Source organism: Nocardia sp. NPDC058519, assembly GCF_042719755.1.
In the GTDB taxonomy this organism is placed as follows: domain Bacteria; phylum Actinomycetota; class Actinomycetes; order Mycobacteriales; family Mycobacteriaceae; genus Nocardia.
Genome location: NZ_JBHXNK010000005.1, coordinates 139,603 through 153,336, shown reverse-complemented (window position 1 = coordinate 153,336; position 13,734 = coordinate 139,603). Strand labels below are relative to the sequence as shown.

Annotated in this window: 13 protein-coding genes; 5 read left to right on the top strand and 8 right to left on the bottom strand. The window is 66.7% G+C overall.

Features of this window, described 5'->3' with window-relative positions:
* Nucleotides 1-78 precede the first annotated feature (78 nt).
* The 5 genes from ACFWPK_RS08310 to purF all read right to left on the bottom strand — a co-directional run bounded on the left by ACFWPK_RS08310 (nucleotide 79) and on the right by purF (nucleotide 7,260).
* Nucleotides 79-1,743: an ABC transporter ATP-binding protein gene (locus ACFWPK_RS08310; RefSeq protein WP_378913910.1), complete on the bottom strand. Its 1,665-nt coding sequence runs from the start codon at nucleotides 1,741-1,743 to the stop codon at nucleotides 79-81.
* Nucleotides 1,736-2,686, bottom strand: coding sequence for an ABC transporter permease (locus tag ACFWPK_RS08305; RefSeq protein WP_378913908.1), 951 nt, complete (start codon nucleotides 2,684-2,686; stop codon nucleotides 1,736-1,738). Before ACFWPK_RS08305 ends, ACFWPK_RS08310 begins: the two co-directional genes overlap by 8 nt.
* Entirely contained in the window at nucleotides 2,686-3,726 is a 1,041-nt protein-coding gene (locus ACFWPK_RS08300) for an ABC transporter permease (protein WP_378914053.1), read from the bottom strand. The genes ACFWPK_RS08305 and ACFWPK_RS08300 overlap by 1 nt, the downstream gene beginning before the upstream one ends.
* Nucleotides 3,727-3,794: 68 nt before the next feature.
* Nucleotides 3,795-5,402, bottom strand: coding sequence for an ABC transporter substrate-binding protein (locus ACFWPK_RS08295; RefSeq protein WP_378913906.1), 1,608 nt, complete (start codon nucleotides 5,400-5,402; stop codon nucleotides 3,795-3,797).
* Nucleotides 5,403-5,679: 277 nt separating this feature from the next.
* Nucleotides 5,680-7,260, bottom strand: a complete 1,581-nt coding sequence (purF, locus tag ACFWPK_RS08290; protein WP_378913904.1) for an amidophosphoribosyltransferase — start codon at nucleotides 7,258-7,260, stop codon at nucleotides 5,680-5,682.
* A gap of 256 nt (nucleotides 7,261-7,516) precedes the next feature.
* Between purF and ACFWPK_RS08285 the strand changes: the two genes are divergently transcribed.
* Nucleotides 7,517-8,839, top strand: coding sequence for a YhgE/Pip domain-containing protein (locus tag ACFWPK_RS08285; RefSeq protein WP_378913903.1), 1,323 nt, complete (start codon nucleotides 7,517-7,519; stop codon nucleotides 8,837-8,839).
* Between the two features lies 1 nt (nucleotide 8,840).
* Here ACFWPK_RS08285 and ACFWPK_RS08280 read toward each other — a convergent pair whose 3' ends face one another.
* Nucleotides 8,841-9,251: a sterol carrier family protein gene (locus ACFWPK_RS08280; RefSeq protein WP_378913902.1), complete on the bottom strand. Its 411-nt coding sequence runs from the start codon at nucleotides 9,249-9,251 to the stop codon at nucleotides 8,841-8,843.
* 43 nt (nucleotides 9,252-9,294) lie between these two features.
* Here ACFWPK_RS08280 and ACFWPK_RS08275 point away from each other — a divergent pair, with 43 nt between their 5' ends.
* The 3 genes from ACFWPK_RS08275 to ACFWPK_RS08265 all read left to right on the top strand — a co-directional run bounded on the left by ACFWPK_RS08275 (nucleotide 9,295) and on the right by ACFWPK_RS08265 (nucleotide 10,955).
* The gene (locus tag ACFWPK_RS08275) at nucleotides 9,295-9,498 is read left to right on the top strand and encodes a hypothetical protein (RefSeq protein ID WP_378913900.1); all 204 of its coding nucleotides are present in this window, start codon (nucleotides 9,295-9,297) and stop codon (nucleotides 9,496-9,498) included.
* Between the two features lie 6 nt (nucleotides 9,499-9,504).
* Complete coding sequence (locus ACFWPK_RS08270; RefSeq protein ID WP_378913898.1) at nucleotides 9,505-10,005, top strand: hypothetical protein; 501 nt, start codon at nucleotides 9,505-9,507, stop codon at nucleotides 10,003-10,005.
* Between the two features lie 83 nt (nucleotides 10,006-10,088).
* A complete protein-coding gene (locus ACFWPK_RS08265; RefSeq protein WP_378913896.1) occupies nucleotides 10,089-10,955 on the top strand; it encodes an alpha/beta fold hydrolase in 867 nt (288 codons plus the stop codon).
* 1 nt (nucleotide 10,956) lies between these two features.
* Here ACFWPK_RS08265 and ACFWPK_RS08260 read toward each other — a convergent pair whose 3' ends face one another.
* Both ACFWPK_RS08260 and ACFWPK_RS08255 read right to left on the bottom strand, forming a co-directional pair.
* Nucleotides 10,957-11,580 (bottom strand): CPBP family intramembrane glutamic endopeptidase, encoded by a 624-nt coding sequence (locus tag ACFWPK_RS08260; RefSeq protein WP_378913894.1) that lies wholly within the window; start codon nucleotides 11,578-11,580, stop codon nucleotides 10,957-10,959.
* Nucleotides 11,577-13,280, bottom strand: coding sequence for an alpha/beta hydrolase (locus ACFWPK_RS08255; RefSeq protein ID WP_378914052.1), 1,704 nt, complete (start codon nucleotides 13,278-13,280; stop codon nucleotides 11,577-11,579). Before ACFWPK_RS08255 ends, ACFWPK_RS08260 begins: the two co-directional genes overlap by 4 nt.
* A gap of 156 nt (nucleotides 13,281-13,436) precedes the next feature.
* Between ACFWPK_RS08255 and ACFWPK_RS08250 the strand changes: the two genes are divergently transcribed.
* Nucleotides 13,437-13,724, top strand: a complete 288-nt coding sequence (locus tag ACFWPK_RS08250; RefSeq protein WP_056818759.1) for a YiaA/YiaB family inner membrane protein — start codon at nucleotides 13,437-13,439, stop codon at nucleotides 13,722-13,724.
* Nucleotides 13,725-13,734: the final 10 nt, after the last annotated feature.

Sequence of the window (13,734 nt, the reverse complement as noted above, 5' to 3'; positions counted from 1 at the left end):
AGCTCCAAACCGAATCGGCGGATAGATGCCTAGTAACTCTAAGTGATCCGCCAGTCCGGGTGTCGTGCGGCTCCTAGGTCATTGTTCCAGCTCCGTGGCGAATGTGGCGGCGATCTCCGCGCGGCGGCGTCGCTGTTCGACCGGGTCGGGGACCGGAACGGCGGCAACGAGGCGGCGGGTGTACTCGTGCTGCGGGTTGCGCAGGATCTGCTCGTTGTCGCCTTCCTCGACGCAGGATCCCTCGCGCAGGACCATGATCCGGTCCGCGAGCTGGTCGACGACGGCGAGGTCGTGGCTGATGAACAGACACGCCCAACCGCAACCACGCTGCAACTCGGCGAACAGCTCGAGCACCGCCGCCTGCACCGACACATCCAGCGCACTGGTCGGCTCGTCGGCCACGAGCAGATCCGGGTCGAGCACGAGTGCCCGCGCCAGACTCGCCCGCTGACGCTGCCCACCGGACAGTTCGTGCGGATATCGGTTCTCGGTGCCCGCGGGCAGCTGCACGTCGTCGAGCATGTGCCTGACCCGCTCGCGAATGCTCGCCTTGTCGCCGATGCCGTGCACCACGAGCGGTTCGGCGACGCATTCACCGACGGTCAGGCGCGGATTGAGCGAACCCGCCGGGTCCTGGAACACGAACCCGAACCGCCGCCGGATCGGCCGCAGTTTGCGCTGGGACAGCTCCGCGATGTCCTGCCCGCGAATCAGCACGTGCCCCTCGCTCGGCCGCTGTAGCGCGGCCACACAGCGCCCGATGGTCGACTTTCCCGACCCCGACTCACCGACCAGCCCCAGGGTCTCCCCCGGCCTGATCTGCAAGCTGACGCCGTCGACCGCCCGGAAAGCGGGCCGCCCGAACGGCCCGGGGAACGTGACGACCAGATCCCTCACATCGAGCACCGGCTCGACGGTCCGGTCGATCGCGGGCCGCTCGATGGTCGCCGCACCGAGATGCGGAACGGCATCGAGCAGCGCCCTGGTGTAGTCGGCCTTCGGGCTCGCGAACAGCTCGTGCACCGGCGCCTGTTCGACCACCTCGCCCGCGCGCATCACCACCACCCGGTCGGCCAGGTCGGCGACGACACCCATGTTGTGGGTGATCAGCACGATCGCGCTGCCGAGCCGATCGCGCAGATCTCGCAGCAGTTCCAGGATCTCGGCCTGCACGGTGACATCGAGCGCGGTGGTCGGCTCGTCGGCGATGATCACCTTCGGCTCACACGAGATGGCGATCGCGATCATCACCCGCTGCTTCTGCCCGCCGGAGAGCTGATGCGGGTAGTAGTCCACCCGGTGCTCGGGGTCGGGCAGCCCGACCGTGCGCAGCAGCTCGATCGCCTTGGCCTTGGCGGCTTTCCGGCTCATCCCGCTGTGCGCGCGCAGCGCTTCACAGATCTGGAACCCGACCGTGAACAGCGGGTCGAGCGCCCGCGCCGGTTCCTGGAACACCATCGACACCTCGCCACCGCGCAGTGCGGTGAGCTGACGTTCGGTCATCGAGGTGACCGGCCGATCGCCGATGGTGACCAGTCCGCGCACCGAAGCCGAATGCGGCAGCAGCCCGATCGCGGTGCGCGAACTCACCGACTTGCCCGACCCGGACTCGCCGACGATGGCGAGCACCTCACCGGGGAACACCTCGTAGGACACATTGCGCACCGCGTTCACGGGTCCGCTGTCGGTCGAAAAGGTGACCGAAAGGCCCGAAACGGCCAGTGCGGCAGTCTTCTCACTCATCGACTGTTTCCTTGTCTGCCGAGGTGACCGCACGCCTGGTGCGCAGCAGCGGGTTCAGTGTTTCGTCGAGGCTCTCGCCGACCAGCGTCATCCCGAGCACCACCAGCACGATCGCGGTTCCGGGGAAGATCGAGGTCCACCAGATGCCGTTGGAGACATCGTTGAGCGCCTTGTTCAGGTCGTAGCCCCACTCGGCGGCCTGGGTCGGCTCGATGCCGAATCCGAGGAAACCGAGCGCGGCGAGGGTGAGGATGGCGTCCGCGGCGTTGATCGTGACGATCACCGGCAGCGAGCCGGTGACGTTGGACAGGATGTGCCGGAACATGATTCGCGTCGTCGACGCGCCGGTCACCCTGGCGGCATCCACGTACGGCTCGGTCTTCACCGCGACCGTCGCGTTGCGCACCACCCGGAAGTACTGCGGCACATAGACAACCGTGATCGCGATGGCCGCCGACAGCATGCCGCCGAGACTGCTCGACGTACCACCGGCGACGACGATCGACACCACGATGGCCAGCAGCAGCGACGGGAACGCGTAGATGGCGTCCATGATCAGCACCAGCGTCTTGTCGACCCAGCGCCCCACGTACCCCGACAGCAGGCCCAGCGGCACGCCGATCAGCAGCGACAGCGTCACCGAGATCGCGATCACCAGCAGCGCGGTGCGCGCACCGAACAGCACCCGCGAGAGCACGTCCTCGCTCCGCACCGAAGTGCCGAACCAGTGCTCGGCCGACGGACCCTGCTGCGGCACGAAAGCCACACCGTCAGCAGTGTTCTGGGCCAGCCCGTAGGGCGCGAGCAACGGCGCGAACGCCGCCACGAACACGAACACCCCGACCAGCACCAGCCCGGTGATGAGGGTGACCCGTTGCAGACCAGCGGTTTTCGACAACAGCTCGGCGCCGGGCAGACGCCGCCGTTTCACAGCGGTGCTCATCAGAACCTCACCCTCGGGTCGATCAGCGCGACGATGGCGTCCACGACGAAGCTCATCACCGCGACGACCAGCGCGATGAACGCCACGATGCCCTGCACCGCGATGAAGTCGCGCGCCCGCAGATACTCGGCGAGCTGATAGCCCAACCCTTTCCATTCGAACGTGGTCTCGGTGAGCACAGCGCCGCCGAGCATCATCGCGATGCACATGCCCATCACCGTGATGATCGGGATCAGCGCGTTGCGCACCGCGTGCCTGCCGGTGACCACCCGCGTGGACAACCCGCGCGCCCGCGCCGCCTCGACGAAATCGCTGCGCAGCGTCTGGATCAGGTTCACCCGCACCAGCCGCAGGAAGATGCCGCCGGTGAGCAGGCCGAGCGCCACCGCGGGCAGCACCGCGTGTTCGAGTACGTCGAGCACATAGGACGGTTCGCCGTAGAGGATCGAATCGATGATCAGGATGTTCGTCTTCGGCGAAACGTGTTGTAGCGCGAGCTCTACATCCGTGCTTGCCCGCCCGCCGACCGGGAACCAGCCAAGCCACACCGAGAAGATCAGTTTGAGCAGCATGCCGACGAAGAACACCGGCGCCGCGTAGGCCAGCACCGCGGCGAACCGCAGGAACGCGTCCGAGGGCGTATCCCGGTGTGTCGCCGCGTATCTGCCCAGCGGAACGCCGACGGCGAACGCGACGAGCAAGCCCCAGAACACGAGTTCGAAGGTGGCGGCACCGTAGGTGATCACCACCTCGCTGATCTGCTGGTTGTCCTGGGTCCGCCCGAAGTCACCGTGCAGAAAGCCGGTGATGTACTCCCAATATTGGGTCAGGATAGGGCGATTGAGCCCGGCCGCTTCCTTGCGTTCCTCGATCTGGTCCTGGGTCAGCCTGCCACCCATGGCCGCGCTGATCGGGTCACCGATCACCCGCATCAGGAAGAACACCACTGTCACCAGCAACCACGCGGTGGGCAGAATCAGCAACAGCCGAATCAGCAGGTACCGCAGCAAAGCCACCTGGCGGGAACCCCCGCCGCGCATCCACCCGAAACGCCGCGCCCGGATCGGTGATCCGGGCGCAGCGGCAACGTCACTCACTTGCCCGTCGCCTACTTACTCAGGACCGTGAACCGGAACTTGAAGGAGCCGTCGAGGGTCTGATCGACACCGTTGACGCCCGGCTTCGACACCGCGACCTGCTTACCCGAGAGCAGCGGCAGGGTCGGCAGGTAGTTCTGCGCCAGATCGGTCTGGATCTTCTTCAGCAACTCGGTCCGCTTGGTCGGGTCGGACTCGGTGGCCTCGGCGGTGAGCTGGGCGTTGATGCCGGGGTTCTCGAAGTGCGACTGCAGGAAGTTGTTCGGGCCGAAGAACGGCGTCAGGTAGTTGTCGGCGTCCGGGAAGTCGGGGAACCAGCCGAACTGGTACATCGGGTAACCGTCGGAGGCGCGCTCCTTCTGGTAGGTCACCCACTCGGTGGACTGCAGGTTCACCTTGAACAGGCCGGAGGCCTCGAGCTGGGACTTGACCGCCGCGTACTCCTCCGAGGAGCTGGAGCCGTAGTGGTCGGGGTTGTACTGCAGGTTCAGCGTCACCGGGGTGGCGACGCCCGCGTCGGCGAGGAACTTCGCGGCAGCGGCCTTGTCCGGCTTGGCGCCGTAGAGATCCTTGAGCGGCTCGGCCGAACCGGCCATGCCGGCGGGCACGTAGCCGAAGGCGGGCTGGTAGGTGCCCTTGTAGACGCCGGCGGCCAGCGCCTCGCGATCGACCGACGACGCGAATGCCTTGCGCACGGCCAGCTTCTGCTCCGGCGTGTTGCCCGGCATGGTGTTCATGTTGAACACGACGTAGCGCAGCTCGCCGCCGGGGCCGTCGGTGACCTTCACCTTGGAATCGGCTCGCAGGGAGTCGATATCGGTGGGGGTGAACGAGCGGTAGCCGACGTCGATGGCGCCGTTCTGCAGGTCCAGCTTCAGGTTGTCGGAGGTGGCGTAGTACTTGGTCGACACCGTGGTGTTCTTCGGCGTGCCGAGGATGCCCTGGTAGTCGGGGTTGGCCTGGTACTCCACCAGCTTGTTCTTGTCGTAGCTGCTGATCGTGTACGGCCCGGAGTAACCCTTGGCGGCGACGACCTCGTCGTCGGTGGCGACCTTGTCGGCCGGGAACACCTTCTCGTCCACGATCGGGCCTGCCTGGGTCGGCAGGATCGTCGGGAAGGTCTGATCATTGGCGACCTTCAGGGTGAACGCGACGGTGAGATCGTCGATCACATCGGTCTTGTCGAGATTGCCCAGTAGCGACGCGGGACCGTGCGGATCGTTGATCTTCACCATCCGGTCGAAGGAGAACTTCACGCTCTTGGCGGTCAACGGGTTACCGCTGGCGAATTTCAGCCCGGACTTGATCTTGCAGGTGTATACCGTGGGAGTGGTGAATTCGCATTTTTCCGCCGCATCGGGCTTGGGCGTGGTATCGCCCGGCGCGAAGTTCAGCAGATACGAATAGATCTGGTTCTCCACCAGCAGCGAACCGTTGTCGTACGCCGCGGCGGGATCGAGCGAGAAGATCTTGTCGGTGGTGCCGACGACCAGGCCCGCACCGGAGCCCGCTTCATCGGTACGGCCGGAGCCGCAACCGGCCAGCGCGGCGGCGACAGCAGCGGTAATACCCACCGCGGCAATTTGTTTCGCGCGCGTACTTCGTGCCTTGTTCAACATCAGGTCCCATTCTCGAACGCCGCGCAGCCGCCGCACCCGGATCACAGGAGCGACGACTACATGGTGAGCTAGCGATATATCGAGGGACCGTACAGGTGAACCATTACCGGCCAGTTTCAAATGGTCCGAAAAATTGCCGCCATGTTATGAACTAATCTTACGAAATTGCGGGTCACCGGAATTACTCTCGTACACAACACAAAAGGGGCCGATCAGGTTTATCCTGTCCGACCCCTCTGGTGAGGTGTAGCGTGCCGCGCTCTACGGCCGACGCGCCTTATGGGCGACTGAGCGCGTCCACGTTCGCGTTCTCGCCGAGCAGCTTCGACTCGGCCTTGCCCGAGAGCATCCCCTCGAGCACGTTCTTGCCGATGGCGGCCTCCGGCGGCAGTTCGATCGGGTAGTCGCCGGTGAAGCAGGCGGTGCACAGGCGCGAGCGCGGCTGTTCGGTGGCGGCGATCATGCCCTCGGTGGAGACGTAGCCGAGGGTGTCGGCGCCGATGGAGCGGCGCACGTTCTCGACCATGTCGGCGTAGCTGTCGTCGGCACCGGTGCCGTTGGCGATCAGCTCCGCGCGCGAGGCGAAGTCGATGCCGTAGAAGCAGGGCCACTTCACCGGCGGCGACGCGATGCGCACGTGGATCTCGAGCGCGCCCGCCTCGCGCAGCATGCGGATCAGCGCGCGCTGGGTGTTGCCGCGCACGATGGAGTCGTCGACGACGATCAGCCGCTTGCCGCGGATCACTTCCTTCAACGGGTTGAGCTTGAGCCGGATACCCAGCTGACGGATCGTCTGGCTCGGCTGAATGAAGGTGCGGCCCACGTAGGCGTTCTTCATCAGGCCCTGGCCGTACGGAATGCCGGAGCCCTGGGCGTAACCGACCGCGGCGGGCGTGCCCGACTCGGGCACCGGGATCACCAGGTCGGCGTCGACCGGATGCTCCTTGGCCAGCTTGCGGCCGATCTCCACGCGGGTGGAGTGCACCGAGCGACCGGCGATCGTGGTGTCGGGACGCGCCAGGTACACGTACTCGAAGACGCAACCCTTGGGCTCTGGATTGGCGAAGCGCATGGAGCGCACGCCCTCGGAGTCGATGGCCAGCAGCTCGCCCGGCTCGATCTCGCGGACGAACGCGGCGCCGACGATGTCGAGCGCGGCGGTTTCGGACGCGACGACCCAGCCACGATCGAGCCTGCCCAGCACCAGCGGGCGCACGCCGTGCGGGTCACGCGCGGCGTAGAGGGTGTGCTCGTCCATGAAGGTGAGGCAGAACGCGCCGCGCAACTGCGGCAGCAGTTCCATCGCGGCGGCTTCGATGCTGGAATCCGCCGAGGCGTGCGCCAGCAGCGCGGTGACGATATCGGAGTCGGAGGTGGCGCCGGTCATCTGCGGGCGGCCATCGATCACACCGGCGCCGATCAAGCCGAGTTCGCGTGCGCGACCGGCCAATTCGGCGGTGTTCACCAGGTTGCCGTTGTGGCCGAGCGCCAGGCCGGAGCCGACGGAGGTGGTGCGGAAGATCGGCTGCGCGTTCTCCCAGGTGACGCCACCGGTGGTGGAGTAGCGACAGTGTCCGACGGCGATATGCCCCGGCATGGCCGCGAGAGTCTGCTCGTCGAAGACCTGGGAGACCAGGCCGAGATCCTTGAAGACCAGGATCTGTGAACCATCGGAAACGGCGATTCCGGCCGCCTCCTGCCCGCGATGCTGCAGGGCGTACAGGCCGTAGTAGGTGAGCTTGGCCACGTCTTCGTCGGGAGCCCAGACGCCGAAGACGCCACACTCCTCGCGCGGCTCGTTCTCGGGCTCGTCGGCAAGAGTGGATGTGCTGTCGATCGTGCGATCGGCGTCGGTCACCGTTTGCTCCCTGTTCGGGCGGGCTGGGGGCACCCGTCATTCTACGGGTGATTCGGGCCTCGACGTACACCACGGCGCAAACCCGGCGCAATCGAGGCGTTCTGATCACCCGAATTCCGGAGTCCCAGCTGTTACGGTGCGGTTCGTGACCACCGATGACAGTGCGCACGAACCTGCTGATTCCCCAGCGTCTCCCACAGACAACGTCGATTCGGTAGCGAAGGATTCCGATTCGCCGCGGCGAAGGGAAGCGACGTTGGACACACTCCGGATTCCGCCCCGGCGCTGGGTTCGGATCGTGCTGGCGCCGACCACTGTCCTCGCGATCGTGTTTTCCCTGCTCGGCGTCATGTATCTGGCCTACATCTCCGATCCGGAGGGGAATCTGCACGATTTCCCGATCACGCTGGTCAATCAGGACGTCGGTGACACCATCGACAACAACGGCCGCCCTGAGCAGGTGAATTTCGGCAAGCAGGTGGCCGACGCACTGGTGGCGGGCATGCCCGCCGATCAGGTCGACGTGCGTGTGGTCGGGATCAGCGAGTCCGAGCGGCTGATGCGCACCGCCCAGATCTACGGCGCCATCATCATCCCCAGCGACTTCAGCAAACGACTGGGCATTCTCGGGGTGGGCAGCGTGGTCGGCGGTGAGATCGAGCGCCCGATCATCACCGTGCAGACCAATCCCGGGATGGGCCCGTACTCCGCGGGCATCGTGACCCGCATCGGCGAGCGGGCGATGACGGAAGTTAACAAGCAGGTCGGCCGGCAGCTGACCACGCAGGTCCGCGACACGCTCGCCGCGACACCGGAGGGCGCGCCGACGCCACAGCTCTCCGGCGCCGCCCAGTTGACGCTGACCCAGCCGATCCACGTGGTCGAGCAGGAGTGGCGACCGCTGAGCCCGGGCGCAGGCCTCGGCCTGACAGCCTTCTTCTACGCGCTGCTGATCCTGATGGCCGGCGTGGTCGGCGCGATGGTCATCCACACCATGGTCGACGCGCAGCTGGGTTTCCAGCCCACCGAGTACGGCCCCTGGTACGTGCACTATCCGCCGACACCGATCTCGCGGTTCCACACACTGTTGATCAAGTGGGGCGTGATGGCCTTCGTAACCGTAGTGGTCTCGCTGATCTATCTGGTCGTGGCGAAGATCCTGGGCGTCGCCGGGCACCAGCCGATGCAGCTGTTCCTGTTCTCGGTGCTGGCGCTGGTCGCGGTCGGCATGACCTGTATGGCCTCGCTGGCCGCCTTCGGCACCGCGGGCCTGCTGATCAATCTGGCCGTCTTCGTCATCCTCGGCCTGCCCTCGTCGAGCGGCACCGTCCCGATCCAGGCGACCCCGACCTACATCGCCTGGCTGGCCGAGTTCGAGCCGATGCACCAGGTCTACCTGGGCATGCGCTCGATCCTGTACTTCGAATCCGACTACACCGCGGGCCTGGGTCGCGGAATCTGGATGTCACTGCTCGGCCTGCTCCTCGCCCTGGTCGGCGGTGTCGTCATCACCAAGTATTACGACTACAAAGGCCTGCACCGGGAGAATCTGATCGACAAGAAGAAGGCCGCGGCCTGACCTACCCGAGGGCGGGGTCGTCGGCCGTGCGCAGCGGCACGATCGGCAGCCACCCCGCTATCTCGCCCGCCCTTGTCCCCGACGCACTCACGACCCCGGCCCGCACCGCGTCCTCGAACCCGAGCAGCCCGGTAGCCAGCAACAACCAGGTCCGCGCGTCCGTCTCCACCACGTTCGGCGGATTCCCTCTGGTATGCCGAGGCCCCTCGATACATTGCACCGCCACGAACGGCGGCACCCGAACCTCCACCGAATGTCCCGGCGCACTCCCCGCCAGGGCCCGCACCGTCCCCTTCACCGCGGCCGCCAACTCCCGCCGCCCCGGCACCGGCAACGCCGAATCCCGCAACCACTCCCCCACACCCAACACAGCCGCCCGCACCTCCGCGGGATCAACCTTCTGTCGCGCCATTCCCCAGACGCTACCTAGCGCAACCGACACACAGAGGACAACCATGACCGCCTACCACCTCGAAGTCTTCCGAGACGACCGCTGGTGGATGATCCGAATCCCCCAACTCGACGGCCTCAACGGCAACATCGAAGGCCTCACCCAAGCGCGGCGCCACGCCGATATCGCCAAAGAGGCAACCGACTACATCTGCACAGTCGCCGATGTCGCAGCCTCCACCGTCGAACTCATTTACGCGCTAGCGTGATTCCCGATGAGACGTGCGACAGCCTTGATCTCGATCCCCGTGGCGACGCTGATCGTCGCCTGCCAGACGCCCGACGACACCACCCCGCCCGAACCGCCACAGACCGTGCTGGCGTGCCAGGGCAAATTCGTGACCGGTCCACAGACGATCGCCGGATTCGACCTCTCGAAATTCATGCAGCGCACCCGCCTCCCACCGGATGTCCGCATAGCCGCGGGACGATCGGCCGTGTCGCCCGAGCGACCGGGCTCGGTCGACTTGTACCTCGACCTCTGCCTGCCCGGCACGGCAACGATGAACGACCTCCTCCCGGTCGCCACCGACCTGGCCAACGACCTCAAGGCCGACGAACTCGGCTCCCGCACAGCCACATTGACCATCGCCTGCGTCTGCGCCCACCTCCCGGGTCGCACCGAAGTGCGCGACGAGGACTTCCCGGCGCACCCGTGGAACGGCACGCCGTCCCGCGACGCCGAGTACCTGACCTGGACCAGGTCCGACCGCTGAACCACGGGGCTCTCGGCAACGCCCCGGCGACCGATCGAACGCCCGACGGCGCCGATCGGCGGGGGGCGTCGTACATTCGTCCTATGAGTGTTTCCGGTCCCCTGGAGCCGACCACGCTGCGATTGCGCGGTGCCGACGGGCTCACCCTGGTCGCTGACTGCTTCGGTGCGGAGGACGGCCCGTTGGTCGTGATGCTGCACGGTGGTGGGCAGAATCGGTATTCGTGGAAGCGGACCGGGCGGGCGCTCGCGGGGGCGGGGATGCGCGTTGTCGCCGTCGACGCGCGTGGGCACGGTGACAGTGATTGGTCGCCGACGGCGGATTACTCCAGGAATGTGATGGTCGCCGACCTGCACACCGTGCTCGAGCAGCTCGGTGCGACGCGGGAGGCGGGTGCGGTGGTGGTCGGGGCCAGCATGGGTGGGATCACCGGGCTGCTCGCCACGGCGAAGCCGGGTGGCAGCGCGATCCGCGCGCTCGTGCTGGTCGACATCGTGCCCCGCTCGGAATCCGCGGGCGTGGAGCGCGTCATGGACTTCCTCGGCAGGCACCGCGACGGCTTCGAGACCCTCGACCAGGTCGCCGACGCGGTCGCCGCCTACCTGCCGCACCGGCCGCGCCCCGACAATGCCGACGGCCTGCTGCGCAACCTGCGCGAGCGTGACGGCCGCTGGTACTGGCACTGGGATCCCGACCTGATCAGCGACGTCAACGACGACCCGGACGCCCGCATCGTCGAGATGGAAGCCGCCGCCGAGGCCTTGACCATCCCGGTCCTGCTGATCCGCGGCGGCAAGTCCGATGTCGTCAGCGACGAGGGCGCCGCGGCCTTCCTTGCCCTCGCACCGCACGCCCGCCTGGCCGAGATCAGCACGGCGGCGCACACCGCCGCGGGCGACGACAACGACGCCTTCACCGAGGCCGTCGCCGGTTTCGTCGCCACGGCCTGAGCTAGCGCCTCAGCCCGTCGACCCAACGGGCAGCGGTGGGCGCGAGCGCTCCCCCGGCATTGATCGCCAGATGCAGGAGCGCGGGTGCGGTGGCACTGCCCGACCTGCGGCGGAGTTCGGTGAAGACGAGCCCGGCGAGGGTGGTTGCCAGGACCGTCGGTAGTACCGGATCTTCTGCGGCTCTTGCCGGTTGGATGTGCCAGAGACCGAAGTCGACGGCGCTGATCACCGGGGCGCCTGCGCTCTCGGCGAGTAGCGGGTCGAGGGTGCCCCGGAAGATCGCTTCCTCGGCTAGGACGGTGCCCACGGGGATGTGCAGGGCGATCCATTCGAGGGTCGACGTTTCCGGTGCGCGGACGGCGATTTCGAGCGGGAGGCGCCGCAGCGACGGCACCGCCAGGGCAACGGCGTAGCCGGCGAGCACTATCGCCACGCTACCCAGCCCCCACCGGAACCCGCTGGCCGACAACCAGTTCGGGCTACCCCGGAAGAGCTTTGTGTATCCCGTCGCAAACGCGATATTCGCCGCGGTGCGCCCGCGAAGGGGAAGATCGAGGGAGGGAAGAACCCGGTTGTTCCACAGCAGCGGAAGGACCAGCGCCGCAGCACTTTCGAGTCGTCTCACTTCACCTCCCGCTCATAGGTCTCCGCCGATTCCAATGCGACACGGATACTTTCGATAACGTCATCGTTCACTCCATCAGGCGCGGCGACGGCCAACCACCCGTCCAGCACCAAACTGCCGTACCGATGCCCGTGCCCGTCCACAACCCCTTGCGCATTGGTTAGATCGGCCGTGACCTGCCAGAACGTCACGAAGGGCGCCCACCGCATCTGGGTCGACACATCGGAACCACGTGGCTCGCTCAACCAATCCGGCTGCGTGAAGATCAGATCGGCCGACCACCACACGATCGGGTCGGAGGGATGTTGCAGGTAGGCGATGCGAGGTGCGCGCCACGGCTCCGAGCCGGCGAAATCCGTTGCGTCATCGGCGAATCGAACGACCAGCCCGTCCGCGTACACCGGCGCCACCTCGGGTGACCCCGGATCGCGGCGATCGACGAACTGGCTCCACAACCGATTCGAATTCGGCGGCCCGACCCACAACGCGCCGTCGACCTCCTCGCGAAGATCGGCCAGCCCGTCGAACGCCTCCTCCGACCCCTGCGACCCCAGACTCTCCCCGTAGACGAACAGCTTCGGCCGATGCCCTTCCGGCTGGGCCGACCACCGCTCGTACACCGCCTCGAACAGCTCCCGGCTGGCCGCGGCCGCCTTCTCCCGGTCCGACAGGAACGAGAGCACGCTGGGCAGATACGAGAACTGGGTCGCCACGATCGCCGTATCACCGCCGTAGAGATATTCCACGGCCCCCGCCGCCATCCCGTTGACCCAGCCGGTCCCGGTGGTCGTGACCACCACCATCGCCTCACGTTCGAAGGCTTTGGTCCGCTCGAGTTCGGCGACAGCCAGCTGCGCCGCGGTCTGGTCCCGCGGCACCGATTCCAACCCCACATACGCCCGAATAGGTTCGCGCGCGGTCTTTCCCGTCACCTCGGTGATCGCGGCGGCACTCGGACCATTGGAAACGAACCAACGGCCCTCGAACCCCAATGTCTGCCACGGCGCGAGCGACCCTGGACTCCCCGAACGCTCCGGCGCGATCGGCTGCACCGCGTACGGCGTGGTCCGGTCGTTGCGCACGCTGAACGCCGAGTTGGCCACCGCGAAGAACGCCTGCGAGGCGACACCGTTGAAGATCGTCACCGTGAGCACGACCAGTACGAGCAACCCGGCGGCCGGCGCCACTTCACGCGGCACCCGCACCCACCGATTGAGCTGACGAGCCAGCCCGAGCACCATGATCCGCACCGTGCGGTACGCGGCCACCACAGCCACCCCGACGGCCACGCTGAGCAGCCCGGTGCGCAGATACGCGGGCGTGGTGGTGCCCGCCATCCCCATCAGCGAGGTGATCTCGCGCTGCCATCGCGCCGACTGCACCAGCATCACCGCCGCGACCAGCGCACACCCCACCAGCACGGTCGCTTTGATCGCATACCGCAGCCGATCCGACGGGCTGGGAATCGGCAGCCGAGCCCGCACCCACCGCCGGAACACCCATTCGAGCACACACCCGAGCCCATACCCGATCGCGGCGTTGATACCGCTGATAAGCCCCTGGAACAGCCAGTCACGCGGCACCAGCGACGGCGTCACCGACAGCCCGAAAAACAGCGTCGCCAGCACCAATCCGACATAATTCAGATCGACGGCGTCCTCAACGCGCCGCGCGACAACGCTGCCGCGCGCACGCAGCATCGCTGAAGTCGAAGCGCGCTCGGTCACCGCCCCAGTATGGCCGCCGGTAGGAGACAATCACCGGATTTGTGCCTGCGGAGCCGCTCACAAACTACGTACCGCACTCGAGTAGTTGTACGCGCGATCGCCGAGCGCCGGATCAGCACACTGAGAGCCATGAGCACAAACACCAAGCCGAAGAACACCTCGGCCTACATGGCCCAGGCCGCGATCGCGTTCGCTGTCAGCCTGTTCGGGACCGGCGCCGGAATCGCCTACCTGCCGCTGGACGGCTGGCAGCGCGCGTTCCTCGCGATGTCGGGCCTGTTCCTGGTGACCAGCTGCTTCACCCTCGCCAAGGTCGTACGCGACCAGCAGGAGACTCAGTCACTGATCGGCCGGATCGACGAGGCACGGCTGGAACAGCTGATCGCCGAACACAATCCGTTCAAATCGGTGTCGTGAGCCGAACCGC

Coding starts and splice junctions, on each gene's coding strand:
- ACFWPK_RS08310 (WP_378913910.1), bottom strand. CDS start 1,743: ATGAGTGAGAAGACTGCCGCACTGGCCGTTTCGGGCCTTTCGGTCACC.
- ACFWPK_RS08295 (WP_378913906.1), bottom strand. CDS start 5,402: ATGTTGAACAAGGCACGAAGTACGCGCGCGAAACAAATTGCCGCGGTG.
- ACFWPK_RS08300 (WP_378914053.1), bottom strand. CDS start 3,726: ATGCGCGGCGGGGGTTCCCGCCAGGTGGCTTTGCTGCGGTACCTGCTG.
- ACFWPK_RS08270 (WP_378913898.1), top strand. CDS start 9,505: ATGAGACGTGCGACAGCCTTGATCTCGATCCCCGTGGCGACGCTGATC.
- ACFWPK_RS08265 (WP_378913896.1), top strand. CDS start 10,089: ATGAGTGTTTCCGGTCCCCTGGAGCCGACCACGCTGCGATTGCGCGGT.
- ACFWPK_RS08275 (WP_378913900.1), top strand. CDS start 9,295: ATGACCGCCTACCACCTCGAAGTCTTCCGAGACGACCGCTGGTGGATG.
- ACFWPK_RS08305 (WP_378913908.1), bottom strand. CDS start 2,686: ATGAGCACCGCTGTGAAACGGCGGCGTCTGCCCGGCGCCGAGCTGTTG.
- ACFWPK_RS08250 (WP_056818759.1), top strand. CDS start 13,437: ATGAGCACAAACACCAAGCCGAAGAACACCTCGGCCTACATGGCCCAG.
- ACFWPK_RS08255 (WP_378914052.1), bottom strand. CDS start 13,280: ATGCTGCGTGCGCGCGGCAGCGTTGTCGCGCGGCGCGTTGAGGACGCC.
- ACFWPK_RS08280 (WP_378913902.1), bottom strand. CDS start 9,251: ATGGCGCGACAGAAGGTTGATCCCGCGGAGGTGCGGGCGGCTGTGTTG.